At 50.3% G+C, this 22,545-nt stretch carries 24 protein-coding genes and 1 other RNA gene; 13 read left to right on the top strand and 12 right to left on the bottom strand.

The window, feature by feature from the left end:
- Positions 1 to 262 precede the first annotated feature (262 nt).
- An RNA gene (ffs, locus tag ACM9J1_RS01595) (signal recognition particle sRNA small type) lies at positions 263 to 361 on the bottom strand.
- 73 nt (positions 362 to 434) lie between these two features.
- On the opposite strand from ffs, the gene ACM9J1_RS01590 reads away from it, so the two are divergent.
- The gene (locus tag ACM9J1_RS01590; RefSeq protein WP_415580115.1) at positions 435 to 1,475 is read left to right on the top strand and encodes a glutaminyl-peptide cyclotransferase; all 1,041 of its coding nucleotides are present in this window, start codon (positions 435 to 437) and stop codon (positions 1,473 to 1,475) included.
- On the top strand, positions 1,475 to 1,708 hold the full coding sequence (locus tag ACM9J1_RS01585; protein ID WP_415580114.1) for a hypothetical protein: 234 nt from the start codon (positions 1,475 to 1,477) through the stop codon (positions 1,706 to 1,708). The genes ACM9J1_RS01590 and ACM9J1_RS01585 overlap by 1 nt, the downstream gene beginning before the upstream one ends.
- A gap of 2 nt (positions 1,709 to 1,710) precedes the next feature.
- Here ACM9J1_RS01585 and ACM9J1_RS01580 read toward each other — a convergent pair whose 3' ends face one another.
- Together ACM9J1_RS01580 and ACM9J1_RS01575 are read right to left on the bottom strand one after the other, a co-directional pair.
- Positions 1,711 to 2,307, bottom strand: coding sequence for a hypothetical protein (locus tag ACM9J1_RS01580; protein WP_415580113.1), 597 nt, complete (start codon positions 2,305 to 2,307; stop codon positions 1,711 to 1,713).
- Positions 2,308 to 2,372: 65 nt separating this feature from the next.
- A complete protein-coding gene (locus ACM9J1_RS01575; protein ID WP_415580112.1) occupies positions 2,373 to 2,726 on the bottom strand; it encodes a winged helix-turn-helix transcriptional regulator in 354 nt (117 codons plus the stop codon).
- Between the two features lie 111 nt (positions 2,727 to 2,837).
- On the opposite strand from ACM9J1_RS01575, the gene ACM9J1_RS01570 reads away from it, so the two are divergent.
- Positions 2,838 to 3,326 (top strand): acyl-CoA thioesterase, encoded by a 489-nt coding sequence (locus ACM9J1_RS01570; RefSeq protein WP_415580111.1) that lies wholly within the window; start codon positions 2,838 to 2,840, stop codon positions 3,324 to 3,326.
- Positions 3,327 to 3,401: 75 nt separating this feature from the next.
- Entirely contained in the window at positions 3,402 to 4,064 is a 663-nt protein-coding gene (locus ACM9J1_RS01565) for a carboxypeptidase-like regulatory domain-containing protein (protein ID WP_415580110.1), read from the top strand.
- Between the two features lie 48 nt (positions 4,065 to 4,112).
- Here ACM9J1_RS01565 and dnaK read toward each other — a convergent pair whose 3' ends face one another.
- On the bottom strand, positions 4,113 to 6,002 hold the full coding sequence (gene dnaK / locus ACM9J1_RS01560; RefSeq protein WP_415580109.1) for a molecular chaperone DnaK: 1,890 nt from the start codon (positions 6,000 to 6,002) through the stop codon (positions 4,113 to 4,115).
- Between the two features lie 231 nt (positions 6,003 to 6,233).
- On the opposite strand from dnaK, the gene ACM9J1_RS01555 reads away from it, so the two are divergent.
- On the top strand, positions 6,234 to 6,599 hold the full coding sequence (locus ACM9J1_RS01555) for a VanZ family protein (RefSeq protein WP_415580107.1): 366 nt from the start codon (positions 6,234 to 6,236) through the stop codon (positions 6,597 to 6,599).
- Here the strand turns inward: ACM9J1_RS01555 and ACM9J1_RS01550 are convergent.
- Complete coding sequence (locus ACM9J1_RS01550; protein ID WP_415580106.1) at positions 6,575 to 7,819, bottom strand: TPR end-of-group domain-containing protein; 1,245 nt, start codon at positions 7,817 to 7,819, stop codon at positions 6,575 to 6,577. The genes ACM9J1_RS01555 and ACM9J1_RS01550 overlap by 25 nt on opposite strands.
- A 126-nt stretch (positions 7,820 to 7,945) precedes the next feature.
- Between ACM9J1_RS01550 and ACM9J1_RS01545 the strand changes: the two genes are divergently transcribed.
- A complete protein-coding gene (locus ACM9J1_RS01545) occupies positions 7,946 to 9,373 on the top strand; it encodes an L-serine ammonia-lyase (RefSeq protein ID WP_415580104.1) in 1,428 nt (475 codons plus the stop codon).
- A gap of 2 nt (positions 9,374 to 9,375) precedes the next feature.
- Positions 9,376 to 10,080: a BlaB/IND/MUS family subclass B1 metallo-beta-lactamase gene (gene bla / locus ACM9J1_RS01540; protein ID WP_415580102.1), complete on the top strand. Its 705-nt coding sequence runs from the start codon at positions 9,376 to 9,378 to the stop codon at positions 10,078 to 10,080.
- Between the two features lie 3 nt (positions 10,081 to 10,083).
- Here bla and ACM9J1_RS01535 read toward each other — a convergent pair whose 3' ends face one another.
- From ACM9J1_RS01535 to ACM9J1_RS01515, 5 genes are all read right to left on the bottom strand, one after another.
- The gene (locus ACM9J1_RS01535) at positions 10,084 to 11,385 is read right to left on the bottom strand and encodes an outer membrane beta-barrel protein (RefSeq protein WP_415580101.1); all 1,302 of its coding nucleotides are present in this window, start codon (positions 11,383 to 11,385) and stop codon (positions 10,084 to 10,086) included.
- Between the two features lies 1 nt (position 11,386).
- Positions 11,387 to 13,324 carry a KUP/HAK/KT family potassium transporter gene (locus tag ACM9J1_RS01530; protein WP_415580100.1) on the bottom strand — a complete coding sequence of 646 codons (1,938 nt, stop codon included), beginning with the start codon at positions 13,322 to 13,324 and terminating at the stop codon, positions 11,387 to 11,389.
- Between the two features lie 81 nt (positions 13,325 to 13,405).
- Positions 13,406 to 14,092 carry a response regulator gene (locus ACM9J1_RS01525; RefSeq protein ID WP_415580099.1) on the bottom strand — a complete coding sequence of 229 codons (687 nt, stop codon included), beginning with the start codon at positions 14,090 to 14,092 and terminating at the stop codon, positions 13,406 to 13,408.
- Positions 14,085 to 15,218, bottom strand: a complete 1,134-nt coding sequence (locus ACM9J1_RS01520; protein WP_415580098.1) for a sensor histidine kinase — start codon at positions 15,216 to 15,218, stop codon at positions 14,085 to 14,087. The genes ACM9J1_RS01525 and ACM9J1_RS01520 overlap by 8 nt, the downstream gene beginning before the upstream one ends.
- A gap of 55 nt (positions 15,219 to 15,273) precedes the next feature.
- Positions 15,274 to 15,708: a nuclear transport factor 2 family protein gene (locus ACM9J1_RS01515; protein ID WP_415580097.1), complete on the bottom strand. Its 435-nt coding sequence runs from the start codon at positions 15,706 to 15,708 to the stop codon at positions 15,274 to 15,276.
- A 97-nt stretch (positions 15,709 to 15,805) separates the two neighbouring features.
- Between ACM9J1_RS01515 and panB the strand changes: the two genes are divergently transcribed.
- The 6 genes from panB (at position 15,806) to ACM9J1_RS01485 (ending at position 21,685) form a co-directional block, all read left to right on the top strand.
- Positions 15,806 to 16,624, top strand: coding sequence for a 3-methyl-2-oxobutanoate hydroxymethyltransferase (panB, locus tag ACM9J1_RS01510; protein ID WP_415580096.1), 819 nt, complete (start codon positions 15,806 to 15,808; stop codon positions 16,622 to 16,624).
- Positions 16,625 to 16,764: 140 nt separating this feature from the next.
- On the top strand, positions 16,765 to 17,454 hold the full coding sequence (locus ACM9J1_RS01505) for an RluA family pseudouridine synthase (RefSeq protein ID WP_415580095.1): 690 nt from the start codon (positions 16,765 to 16,767) through the stop codon (positions 17,452 to 17,454).
- Positions 17,455 to 17,527: 73 nt separating this feature from the next.
- Positions 17,528 to 18,871: a DUF5723 family protein gene (locus ACM9J1_RS01500; protein ID WP_415580094.1), complete on the top strand. Its 1,344-nt coding sequence runs from the start codon at positions 17,528 to 17,530 to the stop codon at positions 18,869 to 18,871.
- A 35-nt stretch (positions 18,872 to 18,906) separates the two neighbouring features.
- Positions 18,907 to 20,235, top strand: coding sequence for an aldehyde dehydrogenase (locus ACM9J1_RS01495; RefSeq protein ID WP_415580093.1), 1,329 nt, complete (start codon positions 18,907 to 18,909; stop codon positions 20,233 to 20,235).
- Between the two features lie 28 nt (positions 20,236 to 20,263).
- Positions 20,264 to 21,127 (top strand): KPN_02809 family neutral zinc metallopeptidase, encoded by an 864-nt coding sequence (gene ypfJ / locus ACM9J1_RS01490; protein ID WP_415580091.1) that lies wholly within the window; start codon positions 20,264 to 20,266, stop codon positions 21,125 to 21,127.
- Between the two features lie 3 nt (positions 21,128 to 21,130).
- Positions 21,131 to 21,685 (top strand): YdeI/OmpD-associated family protein, encoded by a 555-nt coding sequence (locus tag ACM9J1_RS01485; protein WP_415580090.1) that lies wholly within the window; start codon positions 21,131 to 21,133, stop codon positions 21,683 to 21,685.
- Position 21,686: 1 nt separating this feature from the next.
- Here the strand turns inward: ACM9J1_RS01485 and ACM9J1_RS01480 are convergent, their stop codons facing one another.
- Together ACM9J1_RS01480 and ACM9J1_RS01475 are read right to left on the bottom strand one after the other, a co-directional pair.
- On the bottom strand, positions 21,687 to 21,815 hold the full coding sequence (locus tag ACM9J1_RS01480; RefSeq protein WP_415580089.1) for a hypothetical protein: 129 nt from the start codon (positions 21,813 to 21,815) through the stop codon (positions 21,687 to 21,689).
- A gap of 92 nt (positions 21,816 to 21,907) precedes the next feature.
- Entirely contained in the window at positions 21,908 to 22,294 is a 387-nt protein-coding gene (locus ACM9J1_RS01475) for a hypothetical protein (RefSeq protein WP_415580088.1), read from the bottom strand.
- Positions 22,295 to 22,545 lie beyond the last annotated feature (251 nt).

Below are 22,545 nucleotides of genomic sequence, written 5' to 3'. Positions count from 1 at the left end.
GGTCAATCTGGTTTCAAAAATAACCAATTATTAATTGTCAATTGTCTATTGTCAATTATCAATTGTCAACTGTTTAGCCCGGATGGCAGCGGCAGCCTTTTGAAAAAAGCGCTTGCTTTTTCGCGTTTGTGACGGCGACCAACGGAAGCCGGAAGAAGCGCAGCAAAAGCGGCGTGTTTGAAAAAGCTACAGCGTACAGCCGGAATGGCTCCTAAAAAACGAAAAAATCTTCCCTGAGGAAGACCGTGTAAAAAGAAGAAAAAAATGGCAAGCGACCTGCATCGCACCGCTACAACCGCATACCTTTGCTGTGTTCCCACCCTGGAGGATTCTGCAGGAGCTGGTCGTGCAGGACTTGCCGTTGCAAATGTACAATCTTTTCGTATTTTCGCAAGGCAAATGCACAAATAAATAAGGATTTTTTAGCCGTCAACATGAAGTTTTACAACCTGTTCGCCCTCACGATATTAGCCGCAGCCTTTAGCTGTGAAAAAAAAGACAACGCCGAATTGTTCCGGTTCAACGGCGGCGCCATGAAAGAACAATACACAAAAGGCGACAAGGCCACACTGGAAATCCTGAACCCGCAGGGCAAGACCGTTGACAGCATTGTCTATTTCGTAAACGGCGAAAAACTAGGTATGGTGAAGGGCACAAACAAATTCATGTTTGATTTGGCCGACACAAATTTTGGCTACCAGCAACTCAAGGCGCTGGTGTACTTCGAAGGACAAAATCTGGAGGTGACAGACCGCATCGAAGTGATTTCTGATGTGCAGGCAGATGTCTTGACATATACCGTGGTCAATACCTATCCGCATGACGTGACTTCGTTCACCGAAGGGCTTGAATTTTACCGCGATACACTTTTGGAAAGTACCGGCCAGAAAGGGCAATCTTATTTCAGGAAGTACGACTATAAAACAGGGAAAGTCTTTAAACAAGTGGATTTGGAAGCCCAATATTTCGGAGAAGGCATAACGGCCATCGGCGGGCGGATTTTCCAATTGACCTGGCAATCCGGCGTAGGATTCATCTACAACGCCAACACCTTGAAACTCGAAAAGACGTTTAAATACGACAAACCCATCGAAGGTTGGGGCATGACCAACGACGGCACACACATTTACCAGACCGATGGTACGGAGAAGATCTGGAAAATGGATCCGGCCACGCAAAAAATGGTGGGCAACGTAAACGTGTATTGGGCGGCGAACAAGATTAAAAGCCTGAATGAAATCGAGATGATTGATGGCAAGATTTACGGCAACATCTGGCAACAGGACGGCATCGCGGTGATTGATCCGGCCACCGGCGCAGTGACTGGCGTGCTGGATTTGTCTGCCCTGCGCAAAGAACTGAAAAGCCCAACGGCGGAAGTCCTGAACGGCATCGCCTACAACCCGAAGACCAAAACGATTTTCGTCACCGGCAAGAACTGGGACAAACTTTTTGAAATCAAGGTATCAGAATAATGAACTGGATCAAAAAACATCTCATTAAAATAGGACTGGCGCTGATTGTCGTCGGTTTTATTTATGAAATAGTTTTTGCGGGCGTTCCCTACCAAGACCCGACAGAAGAAATGGTCATCCGATACAACCGCAACGAACTCATTTCCATCACCATCATGCAAATCGGGCTGGCCGCGCTGGTTGCCGGTATTTTGGTGAAAGTTTTTTCTAAGAAAAGGAAAAACGTGTATTGAAATTATTTCTTGGCGACGAACTTCTGTTGTTTCGCGTCGAATACCAATTTGCTTTCCTGCGACTTGTTTTTCAGGATGATGTCGCCCTGAGCGGATAGCGTACATTCCGTGCCGCCACGCCTGATTTTTTCTTCGGTTTTTGATGCGGTTTTGTTGGCGTCGAGCCACACGACTTCGGTGATGTTGTTTACCGTGTAGGTGTTTTCGAATACCATTTTCTTCGCCGCGACATCCCAGACTTCGGTGCGGCTTTCAGTGATGTTTTCCAGTTTGGTCTTGGCGTCGCCAATTTTCTTTTTCTGTTGCCAGGAAATCAAGTGGAGTTTTGCGCCGCCCGAAGTAAACGGGACGATCTTGACTTCTGCAGGCGCGCCTTCTTTCTTCACAATTGGCTTGGCAAATAAGGTGTCTTTTCCAGAAAGCGTGTAAAACAGGTAAGTGTCGTTCTTTTCGAGCATTTCGGCGGTCAGGTTATCTGATTTGGCCAATACTGCACTTTTTGATGCCGTTGCCATGGGCTTTTTCTTGACGGGCTTCTTCTTTTGGGCTTGAACATTGAGGCTTACAACAGCCAGCAGTAGTAACAAAATATTTTTCATAGACTTTTTTAAAAGAACGGTTCAATATCAAACTTATTTTGGAAACACCAAAACTTTCCTGTCGTTTACGAGTAAATTCTCGGTTGCGGCTCCAAGCCTTTGTGCAGCATTTGATCGGTGCCCCATTTTTCGATTTCGGCGATCATGGGCTTCATCGATACGCCGTGTCGGCTCAGTTTATACTCTACCGTCGGCGGAACAGTCGCAAATATTTTCCGGCGCACGAGCTCGGCGTCCTCCAGCGCGCGCAGTTGCTTGGTGAGCATCGTAGGCGTTATCCCGACGATGGTACGCTCGAGTTCCTTGAACCGCATCGGGCCGTTGTTTTGCGCGAGCGTATGGAGAATCGTAAGTTTCCATTTCCCGCCAATGAGGTCGATGGCATAACTGACCGGGCATTTTTTTTCAAAATTTTTCATACGTGATGGCTTGTGGTTTACAACAGTATGTCCAGACGTAGCAATACGCTTTTTATATACTACTTGCAAAAATATAGTATTGTGTATAGCTTAGCAAAAAATAAATAAAAAATGAACAAAACACCTGAATCAACTTTCAAAATACGTTTTTCTGATTGCGATCTTTTCGGCCACCTGAACAACGCGCGCTACTTGGACTATTTTCTCCACGCACGCGAAGAACATCTGGAACACCATTATGGGCTACAGCTGCATAGTTACTATGTTAAAGGGATAAGCTGGGTTGTCGGTGGCCATCAGATCGCTTACTTGAAACCGGTGAAGTACGCCGAGAAGGTCGTCATCCGGACACGGCTACTTAAAAGTTCCGACAATGAATTGTTGGTGGAAATGCTGATGATGGACGAACCCACGCAACAACTCAAATCTTTGCTCTGGACAAGCTTTATTCCGGTTGACCCGAATACAGGCAAGCGGCGCGCACACGATGAAGAATTCATGGACTTCGCCAAAAGCATTGAATGGCCACTTGAGCGTCCGATAGATTTTAACGACCGTATCGGCGAAGCAATTGTGGAACTACTCCATTCAAAAGGATAATTTTTTTATGTTTGGGAAATGAAGGGCAACATACACCTCTCCATTCCGACACCGTGCCATGAAAAATGGAACGAAATGCCAATCGTTGAAAAGGGCAGGTTTTGCGAACAATGCCAGAAGAACTTAACCGACTTCACGACATGGTCAGACCGGCAAATCCTGGAGCGAATGACTGCGAGCGGAAAAATTTGTGGTCGTTTTTCGGGTACGCAACTGAATCGTGAACTTGTCGCAAAGCAAGAAAAGCATCGCGTATGGACCTTAGCGGCTACTACCGTCTTTGCCATTCTCGGGCACGAAACCACGGTTGCGCAGGCGCAGCCCAAGATTGAAAAGACAGATGCGATGTTGTCCAATGAAGCCGCAAGGCAGGACACAATTGCAAGGCAAAGGCGCGTTTCAGGAATCGTCTCTGAAAATGGCTTGCCTGTCCCGGGCGTGAATGTAGTGATAAAGGACAAAAATATCGGCACGCAAACCGATCTTGACGGACGGTATGCCATTGAGGCCCAAACCGGCGATGTCTTGGTATTTTCATTTATAGGGCTAAATGACATAGTGGTAACCGTAAAGCAGGCAGATTCTTACGATGTCGAAATGGAAAGCAATGGCATTGCATTGTTGGGTGAAGTTGTTTTTGCCCGAAAGCGAAATCTCTTTGGGCGTGTTTCCACTTGGATAGGCAACCTCTTTCGGAGCAAAGAGAACAAAAAATCTATTGCGTTCCGCCATCATTAAAAATAAAAAGCCCCGCGAGTTGCGGGGCTTTTCATCTTCATCTAGAAATTATTTTACTTCTTCATAGTCAACATCCTGCACGTTGTCGCCCTGGCTTTCACCTTGTGGCGCTTCCGGTTGCGGCTGGCCTTGCGCTTCGGTTTGCTTGTACATTTCTTCCGACGCGTTTTTCCAAGCTTCATTGATCTTGTCAAGCGCCGGCTGGATGGTGTCGATGTCCTTGGTTTCGTAGGCCGATTTCAAGCCCGCGAGTGCAGATTCAATCGCTTCCTTATTACCCGCCGACAACTTTTCACCGTATTCTTTCAATTGGCTCTCTGTCTGGAAAATCATCGAATCGGCTTCATTGAGCTTGTCGGCTTTTTCCTTGGCCTTGCGGTCTGCATCGGCATTGGCTTCGGCGTCTTTCTTCATCCTATCGATTTCTTCAGGTGTCAGTCCAGACGATGCCTCGATACGGATGTCATGCGATTTTCCGGTGCCTTTATCAGTAGCCGACACTTTGATGATGCCGTTGGCATCGATGTCAAAAGTCACCTCAATCTGTGGCACGCCTCGCGGTGCAGGCGGAATGCCGTCCAGGTGGAAACGTCCGATGGTTTTGTTGTCGTGCGCCATTGTCCGCTCGCCCTGCAGCACGTGGATTTCAACACTTGGCTGGTTGTCGGCGGCAGTCGAGAACACCTGTGATTTCTTGGTCGGGATGGTCGTGTTGGACTCGATGAGTTTAGTCATCACATTGCCCATGGTTTCGATACCGAGTGACAGTGGCGTTACGTCGAGCAAGAGCACGTCTTTTACGTCACCGCTCAAAACACCGCCTTGAATGGCCGCGCCGATGGCGACCACTTCGTCCGGGTTTACGCCTTTCGAAGGTTTCTTACCGAAGAATTTCTCTACTTCTTCTTGGATTTTCGGGATGCGGGTCGAGCCGCCCACGAGGATGATTTCGTCGATGTCGGACTTAGACAATCCTGCGTCCTTCAACGCTTTTTCCACCGGTGTCATGGAACGCCTTACGAGTGTGTCGGTCAATTGCTCAAATTTCGCGCGGGTCAGGGTTTTCACCAAGTGTTTCGGTCCGGAGGCCGTGGCCGTGATGTACGGCAAGTTGATTTCGGTTTGCGAGGATGAAGACAATTCAATTTTCGCTTTCTCTGCCGCTTCCTTCAAACGCTGGAGCGACATCGGATCCTGACGCAGGTCAACACCTTCTTCCGTTTTGAACTCGTCGGCCAACCAGTTGATAATTTCCTGGTCAAAGTCATCCCCGCCCAAGTGTGTGTCACCATTCGTTGACAATACTTCGAACACGCCATCGCCCAATTCCAGGATGGAAATATCGAACGTACCGCCGCCCAAATCGTAAACGGCAATCTTCTGGTCTTGTCCTTTTTTGTCGAGTCCGTAAGCCAATGCCGCAGCGGTTGGCTCGTTGATGATACGCATGACTTTCAGGCCTGCGATTTCTCCGGCTTCCTTGGTGGCCTGACGTTGCGCGTCGTTAAAATACGCCGGAACGGTGATCACCGCTTCCGTCACGGTTTGCCCGAGGTAATCTTCGGCGGTCTTCTTCATCTTCTGCAACGTCATCGCAGACAATTCCTGCGGCGTGTACAGGCGGCCGTCGATGTCCACACGCGGTGTATCGTTGTCGCCTTTCACCACTTTATAAGGAACGCGCTCGGCTTCTTTCTGGCTTTCGGAGAATTTGTTGCCCATGAAACGCTTCACGGATGCAATGGTTTTTTGCGGGTTGGTGACCGCTTGCCTTTTGGCCGGGTCGCCTACCTTGATTTCGCCGCCTTCAACAAAAGCGATGACCGACGGCGTGGTTCTTTTTCCTTCGGCATTTGGTACGACTACCGGTTCGCTACCTTCCATAACGGCAACGCAGGAGTTCGTGGTGCCCAAGTCGATTCCAATGATTTTACCCATTTTCTTATGTGTTTAGTTTATGATTTAAAATGATTTTTTCAAGTTTCGCGGCGCCATTGTCAAGCGTTGTGCCATGGCCGAAAAATGAACGCCGTGTCACCAATTACGCTCAATTTACTGACAACCTGTCATCATTACGCTGTGTGAGATGCCAAAAAGTATCGTTACCACGGCCACTGACAGTGCATCTGCTCCAAAATAAATGAGGAACACCTTCGTTTATCCCTGAACATGACCCATAAAATCCAGCTTGTCTTGTATTCCGCGGCGATGGTGCTTATCGGCTTCTTGGCGTATGCTGGGCTAATCCCGACCAAACTCCACGACATTCCCTACTACGACAGCATAGGGCATTTTATTTTGTATGGATGGTGGGGTTATCTGCTCGGGAAAGTCTTCCACAAGTCGGTCTCAGGTACCACTTTCAGACTGCCACACGGAATCATCCTCGCAACGGCAATTGCCATCGTCGAGGAAACATTGCAGCAACTTTCGCCGATGCGCAGTTTCAGCCTGTACGATTTGGGGTTCGATTTACTCGGTATCGCGACCAGCGCGGTCGTGCTAAACCATCATTTCCGCAATCGGAAGGAATAAAGCTCCGGCGCCTGAAGTTTGGAAAGATCAAGCTGGTGCCGAATGTCATAGGCCGGCCAAGGGCAATTCCCGAAAAAGTAGAAAGCGTCTTTTGCCACAGTTCCCAAAGTGGGTTCAGCGAATTCCGGCCGGTTGTTGTCTATCGTTTCATAACCGACAAGATTTCCTGCGCCATCCATTTTGTATCGGATGACGCGGATGGGCTTCACGCCGTTGTGGATTGCAATGAGCGATTGGTCAAACCAAACCAAGCCGTCAATGCCTTTCTCGACCGTACCGTCAGGCATAGATAGGAAACGGAACGCCTTGGGCGCGGCCACCGGAATTTCAACGATGCCGCTCAGATAGTCTGCCAGGTAAATTTTAGACTGGTCTGCATTGAAGGTCAATCCCTGAAAGCTATAAATGCGGTCGTTAAGCCTGAACCACGGTATCATGGCGTCGCCTTCTATTTTATAGACGACCGGATTTTCGCTGTCGGACACATACACCGCACCATCCCGCGCCACTATCAAATCCCCGAAGACGTGTTTTCCCGGCGCCTTGAACCGCGCCACGATTGTCTTGGACTTGATTTCGATTTTGAGCACCTCGCCACGGCCGTCCCATTTCAGGTCAAAACCTTCCATCTCAGGAACCGCAGCCGTTGCGGCCCACAGGTATTTTTCATCTTCATCGGCCTTGATTGAAAACACCGGCAAATCTGTATCGAGCCAGTCTATACATTCGCCCGATTTCAGGTCGAACACAACGATTTTACCTTTCCTGACGCTGCCTGCCAGCCACTTCTTCTTTTTGGCCAGGTAGCACAAACCTTCCGGATGCAAGTCTTTTTCACTGAGCGACACGACTTTGGCCGACGTGCTTACCGGCTGTTGTACCGTCGTTTTATACTGCGCCAACTGCTGGAAACCTGCCAGATTGTGCAGCGACACAAAATCCTTGTCTTGCTCATACGCCGTACTGCCATCCATAAGAATGGATTTTTTTAGCATGGCGATGGCGCGTTCCGGCTGTTGGTTCAAGGCGTACGCGGCGGCCAGGTTATAAGTGTACGATGGATGCGATGGACGGATGCTGTCTAGTCTTTTGGTCCATTCCAAAAAAAGCTTGAAGTCATCTCTTTTATAGGCTTTTATGCTTCGGGCATGCATTTCATTTAATGTTTGCCCGGACAGCACCGATGACGACAAAAGCAGCAATACAAGGAGTTTCTTCATGGTATTTTAAGAATGCCCAAAAATAATAATTCGGGCCGTTTCCCGGCCACTCTTTCCATAATTTTAACGGCTCGCGCGCACCGTGTTGGTGCAATCCGATTATATTTGTGAAGCTAAATCCAGATTATGCAGGAATCCATCTCCGTATTTGACATGTTGAAAATCGGCGTCGGGCCGTCCAGTTCGCACACGCTTGGCCCATGGCGTGCCGCCGAACGCTTCTTGTCTGAACTCCGAGAACAAGGCAAGCTGGGCAGTACGGAACGCGTCAAAGTCGATTTATATGGTTCGCTGTCACTGACCGGAAAAGGACACGCCACAGACCTGGCGGTCATGCTGGGCTTGAGCGGACAAGATCCGGAATACATCCCGGTGGAAAACATTTCCGGCATCATCAAAGACATCGAAGAGAAAAACGAAATCCATCTGGGCAACGAGAAAATCATCTCGTTTTCCTTTTTGATGGACATCGTTTTCAACAAAAACTTCCTGCCGTTCCATGCCAACGGCCTGATGTTTACCGCTTATTTTGACGATGGTTCGCATTACGAATCTACGTTCTACTCCATCGGCGGCGGTTTTGTGGTCAAGGAAGAACGCAGCAACGCCAAGAAAAAGAAAGTCGCCAAAAGCACGTTTCCTTATCCGATAGACAAAGCCGAGGAATTGTTGGCTTACACGCAGCAAGAACACAAGAAAATCTCCGACATCGTTTACGAAAACGAAAAGTCACTACGCAGCGAGCAGGAAATCCACGACGAACTGCTCCGGGTATGGCACACCATGCTGGAATGCATGTACATCGGTTGCCATTCGGAAGGCATTTTACCCGGCGGCTTGAGTGTGCGGAGGCGCGCATTTGACATGCACCAGAACCTGATTGGCCTTTCCAACTACAACAATCCGCAAGAATGGCTCGAAGCCATCCGCAAAACCGAAGTGAAGTTCCGGCAAATCCTGAAATGGGTAAGCTGTTTCGCGTTGGCCGTCAACGAAGTCAACGCCGCGCTCGGCCGCGTAGTGACGGCGCCAACCAACGGAAGCGCGGGCGTCATTCCGGCGGTATTGATGTATTATCTCACCATCGAAAACCACCAGGGCGGCGATAACGAAATCAAACAATTCCTGATGGTTGCAGGGGAAATCGGCAGTATTTTCAAGAAAGGCTCCACCATTTCTGCGGCTATGGGCGGCTGTCAGGCCGAAATCGGCGTATCGTCTGCAATGGCGGCCGGCGCGCTTTGCGAAGTCATGGGCGGCACACCCGAACAAGTGCTCATGGCGGCTGAAATCGCGATGGAACACCACTTAGGCATGACTTGCGATCCGGTGGGCGGATTGGTCCAGATCCCGTGCATCGAGCGCAATACCATGGGCGCCATCAAGGCCATCAACGCCGCCGAACTCGCCCTGGAAACCGATCCGAAAAACGCCAAAGTGCCGCTGGACAAAGTCATCGATACGATGTGGCAAACGGCAAAAGACATGAACAACAAATACAAGGAAACTTCCGAAGGCGGGCTCGCCGTGGCCGTCAATATGGCCGATTGTTAACCATGAAAAAGTTGCTCATTTTCCTGCTCTTAAGCGTTTCCGGTTTTGCACAAAAACTCGAAATCCAGAAACTAACCGAAGACTTCTATGTTTTCACGACCCATAAAGACTACGGCGGTCAACCGTATCCGGCCAACGGCATGTATATCGTCACGCCGAAGGGTGCTATCTTGATCGATACGCCGTGGGATACCACACAATGCCAGCCACTACTCGATTCCATTTGGCGCAAACACAAAAAGAAAGTCATCCTTTGCTTGGCGACGCATTTTCACGACGACCGCACCGGCGGATTCGATATCTTTAGGAAAGCGGGGATAGCAACCTATTCCAGCGAGCAGACGTATGCGCTTTGCGAGAAATTCGGGGAACCGAAGGCCAATAAAATCGTCCGTCCAGACCAAATGTTCGAATTCGGAACGCACCGCTTTCGCGTCATTTACCCGGGCGAAGGCCACACGCCAGACAATATCGTGGTGTGGTTTCCGGCAGACAAAATCCTGTACGGCGGATGTTTCGTCAAGAGCGAGGAAAGCCCTGACCTGGGCAATCTCGCAGATGCCAACGTCCAGGCCTGGCCCAACAGCATCCAAAACGTGATGTCTCGATGCCCCGATGCAAAATTCGTCATCCCCGGGCATTTGGGCTGGCAGGGAAACGCGTTGGAACACACCTTAAAACTCCTGCAGGAACACAACTCCCGTTGATTCCTATAACCTGAAATTCACGGCTACCGTAATTCCTGTTTCGTCTTTTACCAAGTCAGGCCTCCAGTTTTCGCTGGACGTATCGGCCCAGCCATCGGGCGAGGTCGTACCGCCGTTTCCTGCAAAATAAGGCACGTTGCTCTTGCGGTAGCGGCATTCCAACCGAAAGGTGACATAATCGTTGGGCATGATATCGAAAGTGACCGTGCCTTGCCCAATGACCAAATCCTGTTTCGGATCATTGGCAATGGCATCGGTGAAATCGTTCGGCGTGACCGGCGAGGGCGAAAAAGCCAGATGCAAACCGGGGTTTTTCACGAAATCGGCACGAAACGTCACGGCCAACTTGTTCTTATTGAACCAAAGCCGGTTGGCCAGTGAACTGCCCAGCATGAACTGGCTCTTAGCGGAATTCCCGCTGCCATCCTGAAAACCGTAGTGGTTGTTCAGACTGAACGCCGCCTGAGACAAACCCTGCGCGCCTTTGTCGGCGAAATACCGATACACGACGCTGTGGTCATGATGGAAACGCTTTATGGGTTGCCGGCTGTCCTGTCCGTAGTAAAAATTCGCCACGAGTTGCAAGTTGTTGGTTGGGCGGTAATAATTGGAATTGCCCACACCTACCGAACGCGTCCAGGAATTGTAACTCTGCCAGCCGTTGAGCAGCCAGAGTTCGGTCTTGAAATGCTGCGTCGGGAAAACCTGCAACCGCGCACCCGAGAAATAAAACGGTGTAAAGTCGCACACCAAAGACCGCTGGTACGTCCAGTTTTCTTGCGTGATGTAACTCTCCAGCCCGATGTAACTCATGAAAATCCCCATTTCCACATTGACGCCATACCATTTGTTGAAATGATAACCGGCTGCAGCTTCACGGATGTATTTCAGGTTATTGACAGACGTGTTTCTTCCGTGCAAGACTGTGCCATCCGCGTCCTGAACAATCGCGGCCATTTGTCCGTACTGCAGCCACAGCCGCCCGATGATGTTCTGGTAATTGGATTCAATCCCGATGCTCGCCAAGTTTACCGTAAATTCATTGCTGCGCCCAATGGTAGAAGAAATCGTGTGGGTGTTGTCTATCGGGTTGTTAAAGTCGTAGTTGAAATACGAATCCAGATACGCCACACCGGCAATGACAGTTTCCCCATTGCCATCCTTAAAGGTCAGCGGGAAATGCTGTTGGCGGTTTTGGCCGTTGATCCAGGTGAGGTCGCGGTCTACAAATGGCACTTTCAAGGTATCGGTCTGTGCAGCGGCTGCGGTAGCCAGGAACAAAAGAACTAGGCAAATCTGTTTCATGTTAGAGGGTTTTGCGTTGCAAAGGGGTTTGTGCAACTGGTTGGTAAATGATTGGAATCTGCTCGGTCTCGACGTCGCTCTTGTCGAGCCCGAAGGCTTTCGTGTCTGGGATGGAAAGGTGTTTCAGCCAGTAGTAGGCATGGAGCAAAACGCCGTCGCGGACGGAGAATTCGTTTTCGACAGACAGGAATTTCTCCTGAAGGATAAACTTATAATCCGGCTGGTTGTTGTAACGGGTTGAACCGTCCGGCGTAATGTGCAGGTTCAGTTCCTTGTTCATCACCAGATCGCGCACAATCTGTCGGAAATACAATTCCACGCGTGGCTGGATCCGGAACCCGACATTGATCACAACCTTGATGACTTTGTCGTCGGCCAGTTCAATGACTTCATAATCCAGGCGGAACGGCTCGTTCACCCGATGGATGTGCACAAACCAATAGACGTCGGCACGCTTGGGTTTCTTGGCAAAAATAGACTTGATGATCTTTTCCTCGATGTCGTAGTTCCGGTCGGCCTTGGTCAAGTAAATCAAGTGTGTGGAATACTTGCTTATCGACGCATCGGCACTCAGTTCCTTGAGCATCGGTACATGCTGTTCCAAGTTGGTGAATTTCAGGAAACGGTTGTTGATTTTCCGGGCATAGTACCAAGTGTACATCACCAGGAAAATGAATAGTTCGAAGAAAAGAAACATCCAACGTTCCTTGATCTTAACGATGTTCGCCACGAAAAATGACACCTCAATCGCGCCGAAGACGACAAAAACCAACAAAATCCAACACCCGTGCACTTTCCTGATGAATTTCAGGTAGTACACCAATAGCAGCGTAGTCATCATCATCGCCACGGTGATCGAAAAGCCATACGCCGCTTCCATGTGTTCCGAACTCTTGAAATAGAGCACCATCAGGATGCAACCGATCCACAAAATAGTATTGATTGACGGAATATAAATCTGACCTTTCAGATCGGTCGGGTTCTTCAACGACACTCGCGGCCAGAAATTGAGTGAAATCGCTTCGTTGATAAGTGTGTATGAACCGCTGATCAACGCCTGCGACGCGATGATGGCCGCCAGCGTTGCGATGACGATGCCCGGAATCAAGAACCAATCAGGCATGATGGCATAGAACGGATTCACGCCGTCAAGCTTCGGCTGTTGCCGTGTCATGAGCCACGCAGCCTGACCCAGATAATTGGTGATCAACGCCAATTTGACGAAAACCCACGTAATCCTGATGTTGCGCCGACCGCAATGGCCGAGGTCTGAGTACAAGGCTTCCGCGCCGGTCGTACAGAGGAATACGGCACCGAGCAACCAGAAACCTTGCGGATATTCCACCAGTAAATCATACGCATAAATCGGGTTCAAAGCCTTCAGGATTTCCGGATGGTGGACGATTTGTGACACGCCCAATACGGTGAGCATCGAAAACCAAATCAACATCATCGGCCCGAAAAACGAGCCAACCTTCTGCGTCCCGAAACGTTGGAAAAAGAACAGCAAGGATAAAATCACGATGACGATCGGGATCGTGGGCAAGCCCGGCGAAACCACTTCCAGTCCTTCCACGGCAGAAGCCACAGAAATGGGTGGCGTAATGATGCCATCGGCCAACAGTGTCGTGGCGCCCAGAATCGTCGGGATGACGAGTTTGCCTTTCCCGAAGCGTTTCACCAGCGCATACAAAGAAAATACGCCGCCTTCTCCGTGGTTGTCGGCCGAAAGCGTCAAGAAAATGTACTTGAATGTGGTTTGGAACGTGAGCGTCCAGAATACGCACGAAATCCCGCCGTAGATCAAATGTTGCGAAATATCACGGTCGCCCACGATGGCTTTCATGACGTACAGCGGCGAGGTACCGATGTCGCCGTAAATGATACCGAGTGCGACCAGCAAAGATGCCGCCGTGATTTTCTTAAAATGTTGTTGCATAATAGTCTGATTTTAAAACATGAGAAGTCCTGTCGCGCAACGGCTGTTGGCGGCAAGGGTTTGCGATATGTAAATTGATTTTTACCCGGATTGGAAGCGGTAGCCTATCCCCGATTCGGTCAATAAATATTTAGGACGGTTGGCATCATCCTCGATTTTCTTTCTGAGTTGCGCCACGAAAACGCGCAGATATTGGGTTTGGTCGGCATAACTCGGTCCCCAGATTTCGCGGAGCAAATATTGGTGCGTCAATACACGGCCTTCATTTTTTACGAGCAACGCCAACAAATTATACTCGGTGGCTGTCAGCTTGAGCAATTGCCCGTTTTTCTTGACAGACCGTGCCGCAAGGTCAATGTCCAAATTTCCCAACCGGAACACCGGATCATTCACCGACGGAAGTTGCACGCGCAAAGCACTCCGGATGCGGGCAAGCAACTCCTGCGCCCGGAACGGCTTGTTCAAAAAGTCATTCGCGCCATGATCTAGCGCGGTTACGATGTCGTCTTCGGCATTGCGTACAGACAAGATGATGATGGGCTTAGAATACCACTGCCGCAAAGCGCGCAACACCTGCTGTCCGTCCAGGTCCGGAAGCCCCAAATCGAGCAGGATTAGATCCGGCGGACGGTTCGCTGCCAGTTGGATGCCTTCTTTCCCGTTCAACGCGAAATGCACTTGATACCCGTGCGATTCCAAGGTAATCTCCAGGAGTTTCCTGATCTGGCTTTCGTCGTCGATGACCAATATGTGCGCACGGTTAGTCATGTCCGATTTCTTTGGTTTGCAGAACAGGCGCGGCAAAAGACACCGTAAACAATGCCCCGCCGTCGGGTTGGTTTTCCAGCGTGATGGTACCGTCTTGCGCTTCGGTAAAACCTTTCACGATAGACAAACCCAAGCCCGTGCCGCCGGTTTTTGCGTGGGCCGAACGGTAGAACTTATCGAATGCCTTACCCAGGTCGGCTTCCGGAAAACCATCGCCATTATCGGCCACGGTCACGATACAGGTCATGTTCTCTCCGCCGGTTTCATAATCTACTGCCGGCGAAAACGAGATGTTGATTGTGATGGCCGCGCCTTTGGGTGTGTGCTGCGACGCATTGAAAATCAGGTTGTAGAAGATTTGTTCGGTGAGCCCATAGTCCAACTTAAACAATGGCAGCAAATCATCGCTGGCAATCGTGACTTTATGACCAACCAATTCCGAAGAAAGCTGGTTGACCACATTGTGCAGCAATTCATCCATATCCAGCCAATCGGCTTTCGGCTGGATGAAACCCGACTCCAGCCGCGACATGTTCAGCAGGTTTTCCACTTGCCGGTTCAGCCGCACCGATGCCTTGTCCATTTCGCCCAGCAGCTCCCGGCGTTGCTGTTCAGACAATACTTCGTCCTGCAAATTTCCCAATGCGCCAATAATGGTCGCTATCGGAGTGCGCAGTTCATGCGACAGCGAGTCAAGCAACGTATTGTACAACTTCATGGTATCCGTTCGGGTCTCGCGGATACGAGCCATTTGTGCGGCTTTCCGGATTTTATGGGTCAGCACGCCGTTCACCACGACAATCACCAGGAACAAAAGCAACAACAGCAAATCTTCGGCGCTGTTGATGTGCAACGTGTAATACGGTTTGATGAAGAAAAAGTCCAGCACCAAGGCACTCACTGCCGCCGAAACGAGTACCGGATACAGCTCGAGGAACATCGCCAAGATAGAGACAGTGGCCAACAAGATATAAGCGGTAAACTGGTAACTGAACGCTTCACGGGTGAACAGGCAAACAAACGATACGGCGCCAACAACCAACAACCCAATGGCATATTGGCTTTTTGATTGCTCGAAAGGACGTGTTGTCTTCATCTGGAATACTTCGAGGCAAAGGTACGCCATAAGCCGCAAGTGAAGTATTCAGATTGTCGCCGAAACCGTAAAGATTTTATAAAGATTACAACCGGTTCCTCGTATCCGCGCAATAAATGATCTTCCAGAAGCCGTTTTTCCAGTAGAGCTGGAACGAATCCACACCGGTGTGCACCAACTGCCCGTTCACGTAAAATTCATACGGCGTCCAGACGTGCGCGAGTTTCTTATCGACTTGGATGTTCCAACCCGTCAGCCGTTCCTCGTACGCAATGCTTTTAGACATCGACGCCACAGATTTCAGGAAATTTTCACGCGATTGCGCTTCCATGACTACGCCACTCGCCTTCTCACTTACGGTATGGAACACGATTTCTTTGTCAATCACCGCTTTCATCGCCACGGTATCACGGGCGTGGAAGGCCTTGAAAAAATCGAGAATGGTTTGCTTAACTTCGGCTTCCTGAGACACGGCAGGTTGCAACAGCAAAAGGCAAAAGCCCAAAAAGAGATGGCGCATGGTTTTTCGGTTTTTGTGAACGTTAGTGCAAAAAAACGATGGCGCGTTACATCCGCTCAAAAGCATTTACTACTTTTACGTGCTTAAAACAAACGGTATGTCTGTCGCCAAGAAAGATTACAAACGCATCACGACCCGAACGCTTATCGACATGAAAGCCGGCGGCGAGAAAATTTCCATGCTCACGGCCTACGATTTTACGATGGCCAGAATCGTTGACAGTGCGGGCGTAGATGTCATTCTCGTAGGCGATTCGGCCTCCAATGTCATGGCCGGCCACGAAACCACGTTGCCCATTACGCTAGACCAGATGATCTACCATGCGGGTTCGGTCGTGCGCGCCGCGCACCGCGCCTTGGTCGTCGTAGATTTGCCCTTCGGCAGCTACCAGTCAGACCCGAAAGAAGCGCTGCGTTCGTCTATCAGGATCATGAAGGAAAGCGGTGCACACGCCGTAAAAATGGAAGGTGGCAGCGAAATCAAGGAATCCATCCGCCGCATCCTCAACGCGGGCATCCCGGTCATGGGCCATTTGGGTTTGACCCCGCAGTCCATTTATAAATTCGGCACCTACAGCGTGCGCGCCAAAGAAGAGGCTGAAGCCGAGAAACTCCTCGAAGATGCCAAACTCTTGGAACAATTAGGTTGTTTCGCGCTCGTGCTCGAAAAAATCCCGGCAGCATTGGCCGAAAAAGTCGCCAAAAGTATTTCCATTCCCGTCATCGGCATCGGTGCCGGTGGCGGCGTTGACGGTCAGGTTCTGGTCATCCACGACATGCTCGGCATGAATAACGAATTCAGTCCGCGGTTCCTGCGCCGCTACATGAACCTATACGACGACATGACGGCCGCCATCGGAAAATACGTCGGCGATGTGAAATCGAAAGATTTCCCGAATGAGAAAGAACAGTATTAATTGACAATTGATAATGGATAATTGACAATGATGGTTTGGGCGTTCCGGCTTGCTGACGCCGCCGTCGCGTCTTTCGCTTATAGTCCTCGCTGCGCTGCGGGCTATCCGCTCCAACCGCTAACGCGGGCATCCGTCTTCCCATGAAAATCGTTTCCACCAAAGACAACCTGCAAATCCTACACGAAGACAACCACATCATCGTGGTCAACAAGCGCGTCGGCGACATCGTGCAAGGCGACAAAACCGGAGACAAACCCTTGTCCGACATCGTCAAGGAATACCTTAAAGACAAATACCAAAAACCCGGCGATGTGTTTCTCGGCGTCGTCCACCGGCTCGATCGGCCTACCACGGGCATCGTCGTTTTTGCAAAGACTTCAAAGGCCCTAACACGATTGAACGATTTGTTCAAGAACCGCGAAACCCAGAAAACCTATTGGGCCATCGTCAAGAACCGACCACCACAGGAATCGGGCACGCTTGAGCATTTCCTGGTACGACACGAAAAAAGCAACACGTCCAAAGCGCACATCAAAGAAGTCGGCAACAGCAAAAAAGCGGTCCTCGACTACAAGATCATCGCGTCACTCAACAACTATTACGTCCTGGAAATCGACCTGCATACCGGACGCCATCACCAGATACGCGCCCAATTGGCTGCCATCGGTTGCCCCATCAAGGGCGACCTTAAATACGGTTCCGACCGCAGCAATCCGGACGGCGGCATTTCCCTGCACGCACGGCAACTCGCCTTTACGCATCCGGTCTCCAAGGAAAATTTGGTCATCACGGCGCCCGTTCCCGATGATGCCCTTTGGCGGGCAATTTAAATGTTGTAACTTCCGTTTCATAAAGTGTAAGACATCCGCCCAAAAACGCGGTAACTTCCCCAAAACAAACAGTATGAGAAACCTTCTGATTTTCGCGCTACTGGCCAGCATCACGGCATCGGCGCAACAACATTTCGCAGGCATCGGCACATCGTCGCGCGGCGGCATCATGAGCGGCCTTCTGAATCCGGCCGAATTGGCCAACAACCCGTCAAAATACGACGTGTTCATTTTCGCGCCCAGCATCGTAGCCTCCAACAACAAACTGGGCATTGGCGATCTCATTGGCGGTGACAACCTCGAAGAAAAACTGTTCAGCGGCTCGGAAACCGTGAACCTGCGCATCGACGGGGAAATCGTCGGGCCGGGTTTCGCCTATAAGCATGACAAATGGACTTTCGCACTCATGACCAAAGCGTACGCAAGGCTTGACCTGGTGGATGTTGACCCGAACATCGGCGACGCCATCGTGAACGGCGGGCTCAATTCACTAGTGAGTACGACCACGCTCAACAACGACTACAACCAAAGGCTCACCGGAACGTCTTGGGGCGAAGTCGGGATTTCCGTGGCCCGAAACCTATACGATGACCAGCAGCACAGTTTCGGCGCAGGCGTTACCCTCAAAATCCTTTTTCCGGGTTCGTATGCCAACTTCGGTGCGCGCGACTTCAATGGTACGATCGTGTACGCCGCCGGTGATGTGGAACTGACCGATGCCAGTGCCTCCGTCAACATCGCCTACTCGGGGAATCTCGGGGAAAGTTTCAGCCAATTCGGAGACTATACCGGGTCGCTCTTTGGAAAACCCAATGGCTTCGCCGCAGATTTGGGCGTCAACTACCGCTGGAAAGACGAGGAAGAAGGAAGATACAAGCTCAACGCCGGTCTCGCCATCAGGAACTTGGGCGGCATGACCTTCAGCGACACGAACAACGCGTCCACGAATTACGAATTGAACATCCCGGCAACGGAAAGCCTCAATTTGAATCAGTTCCAAGACATCGAAAGCTTGCAGGAAGTCGAGGAAATATTACTGGCCAGCGGTTATCTCAACCGCACCGAAAACAACGCGACAGACTTTAAAGTGCAGTTGCCTGCCACATTCGTGGGCTACGCCGACGTGAAAATCATCCAAGGGTTTTACGCCACGATTTTTACGCAGCAAAAAATAAAAGAAAACAACGAGAACGACCAGATTGCCGTTGAGAACGTGACGTCGCTTACACCGCGATACCTGTTGAACCGCAACATTGAATTTTACGTGCCGCTGTCGGTCAATGAAATTTCCGGATTTTCGGCAGGCTTTGGTTTCCGGGCGTACGGGTTCTTCATCGGTTCGTCATCGGCGTTCACCGCTTTGTCATCCAATGCGAAACAGGCCGACGTGTATTTGGGCTACGGTTTCCGTATCTAAAGCAATTATTTGTTATTTTTAGGACAAAACCGCCCATGGATTTCAAGACCGACATCGGTTACCGCAGGAAGATCTTGACCAAGTTGCTCGATGCCGTCATGCGCCGCGAGGCCGATGTCATCGAAGCCTTGCAACTGGATTTCGGAAAACCGCCATTTGAGTCTGTCCTGACGGAAACTTCGCTCGTCATTTCGGAGCTGAAAGACACCATCCGTAAAATTCATTACCGCGCGCGCCAGAAATCAGTATTCCCGAACCTGTTGAATTTCCCATCGCGCGACTACATTTATCCTGAACCATACGGCAAAGTGCTCATCATCGCACCGTGGAATTATCCGTTCTTATTGGCGATGACACCTTTGATTTCGGCCGTCTCCGCAGGAAACTCGGTTGTCTTGAAACCATCGGAACACACCCCGAGTGTAACGGCCATCATCGAAATCATTATTTCCGAAGTGTTCGATCCGGTGCACGTGGAAGTCTTTAAGGGCGGCGCAGAAGTCGCCGAAAAGTTGCTGCAACGCCGCTGGGATTATATTTTTTTTACCGGCAGTACGCGTGTCGGGAAAATCGTCGCGAAGGCAGCCGCCGAACACCTCACGCCCGTGACACTCGAACTCGGCGGGAAAAACCCATGCATTGTCGACGAGACGGCAAACTTGGCGTTGGCTGCGAAACGCATCGCGTGGGGAAAATTCATGAACGCCGGCCAGACCTGTATTGCGCCCGACTATGTCCTGGTGAAATCTCCGGTCAAAACCGAGTTCATCGGACACCTGAAAAAAGCGATTAAGGCGATGTACGGCGAAAACCCCAAACATTCCCCAGATTTCGCGCGCATCATCAACGACAGCCAGTTTCGTCGGTTGACGGGTTTGATCGACACAACCAAAGTGGTACACGGCGGCTCATTCGATCTGGAAACGCACTACATTGCGCCCACGATCATCGATAATCCGGCGATGGAAAGCGGCATCATGGCCGAGGAAATCTTCGGGCCGTTGTTGCCTATATTGGCGTATGATTCCGACGCGGATTTGCAAAACACCATCGGACGCTACGAAAAGCCTTTGTCTTTATACGTGTTCACGTCCCAAAAACGATTCGCAGAAAAAATCATTTCTGAATATTCATTCGGCGGCGGCTGCATCAACGATACGGTCGTGCATTTCTCCAACAAGAAGTTGCCTTTCGGTGGGGTTGGCTACAGCGGCGTCGGGCGCTACCACGGCAAGTTCGGGTTCGAGACCTTTTCGCACTACAAAGGCATCGTCAGAAAAGCCACTTGGCTCGACATTACGCTGCGGTATGCGCCATATGAAAAGAAATTTTCACTGATCAAGAAAATCCTCAAATGGTTTTAGTAATTTCAAACATCCAAAACAAAACATCATGAAATGGGAAGGCAGAAGAAAAAGTGACAATCTAGAAGACCGCCGCGGGATTTCTGGCGGGAAAGTAGCGGCTGGCGGCGGCATCATCGGCATCATTGTGCTCTTGATTGCCATGTTCTCCGGTAACGGCGACACCGGGCAGTTGCTTCAGGAAGGCTTGCAGCAAATGCAACAACAGCAACAAGCTTCGCAGACGGAAGCCGTTCCGCTGAGCGAAGAAGACAAGCAAATGGGCGAATTTGTGAACGCCGTGCTCGTGGATACCGAAGACATCTGGAAAAAGATATTCGAGGACAACGGGATGACCTACGAAGAACCGAAGCTCGTCTTATTCCGCGATGGCGTGCAAACGGGCTGTGGCGGCGCGACTTCACAATCCGGCCCATTCTACTGCCCTGCCGACCGGAAAGTGTATATGGACTTGGGCTTTTTTGAGGAACTGCGGACGCGCTTTGGGGCGAAAGGCGGCGACTTTGCCATTGCGTACGTGATTGCGCATGAAATCGGGCACCACGTCCAGAATTTGCTTGGCACATCGGGCGAAGTGCACCAACAACAGCAACAATCCAGCGAAAAAGACGCGAATAAACTCTCTGTTTCGCTCGAACTTCAGGCCGACTATTACGCCGGCGTCTGGGCACATCATGACCAGAAACTCAATCACATGCTCGAGGAGGGCGACATCGATGAAGCGTTGAGCGCCGCACATGCCGTAGGCGACGACGCCATCCAAAAGAAAATGCGCGGTACGGTCATGCCCGATTCTTTCACGCACGGCACGTCGGAGCAGCGCATGTATTGGTTCCGTAAGGGTTTTGAAACAGGCAGCTTCCGTGGCGCCAGTGCGACTTTCAATCAGTAGATTTTGACACCGTATTTTTTTGAAACACCAGAGGATTTCCGGAAATGGCTCGACATAAACCATGCTTCCGAATCAGCACTCATTGTGGGATTCCATAAGAAAAACTCCGGGAAACCTAGTATGAACTGGCCCGAATCTGTGGATCAAGCGTTGTGTTACGGTTGGATTGATGGCGTAAGGCGTTCTGTAGATGAAAATAGTTATTCCATACGGTTTACGCCGCGCAAGCCCAACAGCATCTGGAGCAACGTGAACATCCGAAAAGTGGCCGAACTCACCGAAAAAGGCCTTATGCAGCCGGCCGGAATCGCTGCGTTCGCGAAACGGTCCGAGGCAAAATCAGGAATTTACAGTTTTGAAAAGCCGGCCGAAAGCCTGCTACCCGAATACGAGAAGTTATTCAGAAAAAATAAGGCGGCATGGACATTCTTCAACGCCCAGCCGCCAGGTTACCGAAAATTGTCTGTCCATCACGTGATGTCGGCCAAACAGGAAACCACGCAACTGAATCGGCTTGAGAAATTAATCTCAGCCAGCGCAAATCAAAAAAGGTTGTGAATCAGAGTATGGCTTTGGCCAATGATACGAGTGCGTATCCGCCGAAAAGCAATGCCGGCAAACTCAAGGCGATGCCCGCCAATGCGGCGATGAACTTCTGTTCCGGATTGAGTTTGATGAATCGGTTCATGGCGTTTTCTATACGACCAAATGTAAGCATTAATTCCATGTTTTATCGACCAAGTACCATTATTAACGATAAAGTAACATTGGCCAGCCTGTTCATTCGCCTTTGATGACGATGGTCTCGTTGCCCGTGAGTTTGTACTCACCTTTCTTGTACACCGATTCGTCGGCGAGCAACACTTCGTAGGTGTAAACGCCTTTGGTGATGTTGAGCAGGCATTCCTTGCCACCTTTTGAAACCACCAATTCCCGTCGTATTTCCTCGCCATCTTCGTCTTTCCCGATAAGCGCGAAGGTGATCTTGTCGTCGAGTTTGTTCTTCACGCAAACCGATTCGATGTGTTGCGCGTACGGGTCAGACTTCGCCATCTTAAACGCCGTCAAGCCGGTGAGCAGGATTTCGCTGCCGCGGATAATCGTCTCCAGATCGGATTGGGCATGCATCGCCCAGGGCATGATCAATGCCATCACAATACGTTTCATGGTTCAGGTTTGTGTTAACTTACGGTGTGATTGGGTTGCAGACGAGAAAACGAAAGGTTAAAGTGTAACCCTGAAAAGAAATTTTCCATACTTTTGGATATCATTTAATGATTTGGCAGTCATGCTTTTGTCCGCGAAAACAAAACAGGCATGGCTGCTTTTTTTTTTGTGGCCGATTCCCAACTGTTGCGCGGTTCGGCCTTCCACCGTCGCCCAGTCATTGTGAGGTTGCCAGCCTCCTATTGCGTTAA

Origin of the sequence: Flavobacterium longum, assembly GCF_965137575.1 — a bacterium.
In the GTDB taxonomy this organism is placed as follows: Bacteria; Bacteroidota; Bacteroidia; order Flavobacteriales; family Flavobacteriaceae; genus Flavobacterium; species Flavobacterium longum.
The sequence above is the reverse complement of the archived record's forward strand: the minus strand, read 5'-3'. Positions and strand labels throughout refer to the sequence as shown.

Excerpts from the sequence above, each read along its gene's own strand:
- ACM9J1_RS01575 (WP_415580112.1), bottom strand. The coding sequence starts at position 2,726 with ATGAAAAATTTTGAAAAAAAATGCCCGGTCAGTTATGCCATCGACCTC.
- ACM9J1_RS01555 (WP_415580107.1), top strand. The coding sequence starts at position 6,234 with ATGACCCATAAAATCCAGCTTGTCTTGTATTCCGCGGCGATGGTGCTT.
- ACM9J1_RS01535 (WP_415580101.1), bottom strand. The coding sequence starts at position 11,385 with ATGAAACAGATTTGCCTAGTTCTTTTGTTCCTGGCTACCGCAGCCGCT.
- ACM9J1_RS01565 (WP_415580110.1), top strand. The coding sequence starts at position 3,402 with ATGCCAATCGTTGAAAAGGGCAGGTTTTGCGAACAATGCCAGAAGAAC.
- ACM9J1_RS01580 (WP_415580113.1), bottom strand. The coding sequence starts at position 2,307 with ATGAAAAATATTTTGTTACTACTGCTGGCTGTTGTAAGCCTCAATGTT.
- ACM9J1_RS01525 (WP_415580099.1), bottom strand. The coding sequence starts at position 14,092 with ATGACTAACCGTGCGCACATATTGGTCATCGACGACGAAAGCCAGATC.
- ACM9J1_RS01590 (WP_415580115.1), top strand. The coding sequence starts at position 435 with ATGAAGTTTTACAACCTGTTCGCCCTCACGATATTAGCCGCAGCCTTT.
- ACM9J1_RS01495 (WP_415580093.1), top strand. The coding sequence starts at position 18,907 with ATGGATTTCAAGACCGACATCGGTTACCGCAGGAAGATCTTGACCAAG.
- ACM9J1_RS01515 (WP_415580097.1), bottom strand. The coding sequence starts at position 15,708 with ATGCGCCATCTCTTTTTGGGCTTTTGCCTTTTGCTGTTGCAACCTGCC.
- ACM9J1_RS01570 (WP_415580111.1), top strand. The coding sequence starts at position 2,838 with ATGAACAAAACACCTGAATCAACTTTCAAAATACGTTTTTCTGATTGC.
- ACM9J1_RS01475 (WP_415580088.1), bottom strand. The coding sequence starts at position 22,294 with ATGAAACGTATTGTGATGGCATTGATCATGCCCTGGGCGATGCATGCC.
- ACM9J1_RS01550 (WP_415580106.1), bottom strand. The coding sequence starts at position 7,819 with ATGAAGAAACTCCTTGTATTGCTGCTTTTGTCGTCATCGGTGCTGTCC.
- ypfJ (WP_415580091.1), top strand. The coding sequence starts at position 20,264 with ATGAAATGGGAAGGCAGAAGAAAAAGTGACAATCTAGAAGACCGCCGC.
- panB (WP_415580096.1), top strand. The coding sequence starts at position 15,806 with ATGTCTGTCGCCAAGAAAGATTACAAACGCATCACGACCCGAACGCTT.
- ACM9J1_RS01520 (WP_415580098.1), bottom strand. The coding sequence starts at position 15,218 with ATGGCGTACCTTTGCCTCGAAGTATTCCAGATGAAGACAACACGTCCT.
- ACM9J1_RS01530 (WP_415580100.1), bottom strand. The coding sequence starts at position 13,324 with ATGCAACAACATTTTAAGAAAATCACGGCGGCATCTTTGCTGGTCGCA.
- ACM9J1_RS01505 (WP_415580095.1), top strand. The coding sequence starts at position 16,765 with ATGAAAATCGTTTCCACCAAAGACAACCTGCAAATCCTACACGAAGAC.
- ACM9J1_RS01585 (WP_415580114.1), top strand. The coding sequence starts at position 1,475 with ATGAACTGGATCAAAAAACATCTCATTAAAATAGGACTGGCGCTGATT.
- ACM9J1_RS01500 (WP_415580094.1), top strand. The coding sequence starts at position 17,528 with ATGAGAAACCTTCTGATTTTCGCGCTACTGGCCAGCATCACGGCATCG.
- bla (WP_415580102.1), top strand. The coding sequence starts at position 9,376 with ATGAAAAAGTTGCTCATTTTCCTGCTCTTAAGCGTTTCCGGTTTTGCA.
- ACM9J1_RS01545 (WP_415580104.1), top strand. The coding sequence starts at position 7,946 with ATGCAGGAATCCATCTCCGTATTTGACATGTTGAAAATCGGCGTCGGG.
- ACM9J1_RS01480 (WP_415580089.1), bottom strand. The coding sequence starts at position 21,815 with ATGAACCGATTCATCAAACTCAATCCGGAACAGAAGTTCATCGCCGCA.
- dnaK (WP_415580109.1), bottom strand. The coding sequence starts at position 6,002 with ATGGGTAAAATCATTGGAATCGACTTGGGCACCACGAACTCCTGCGTT.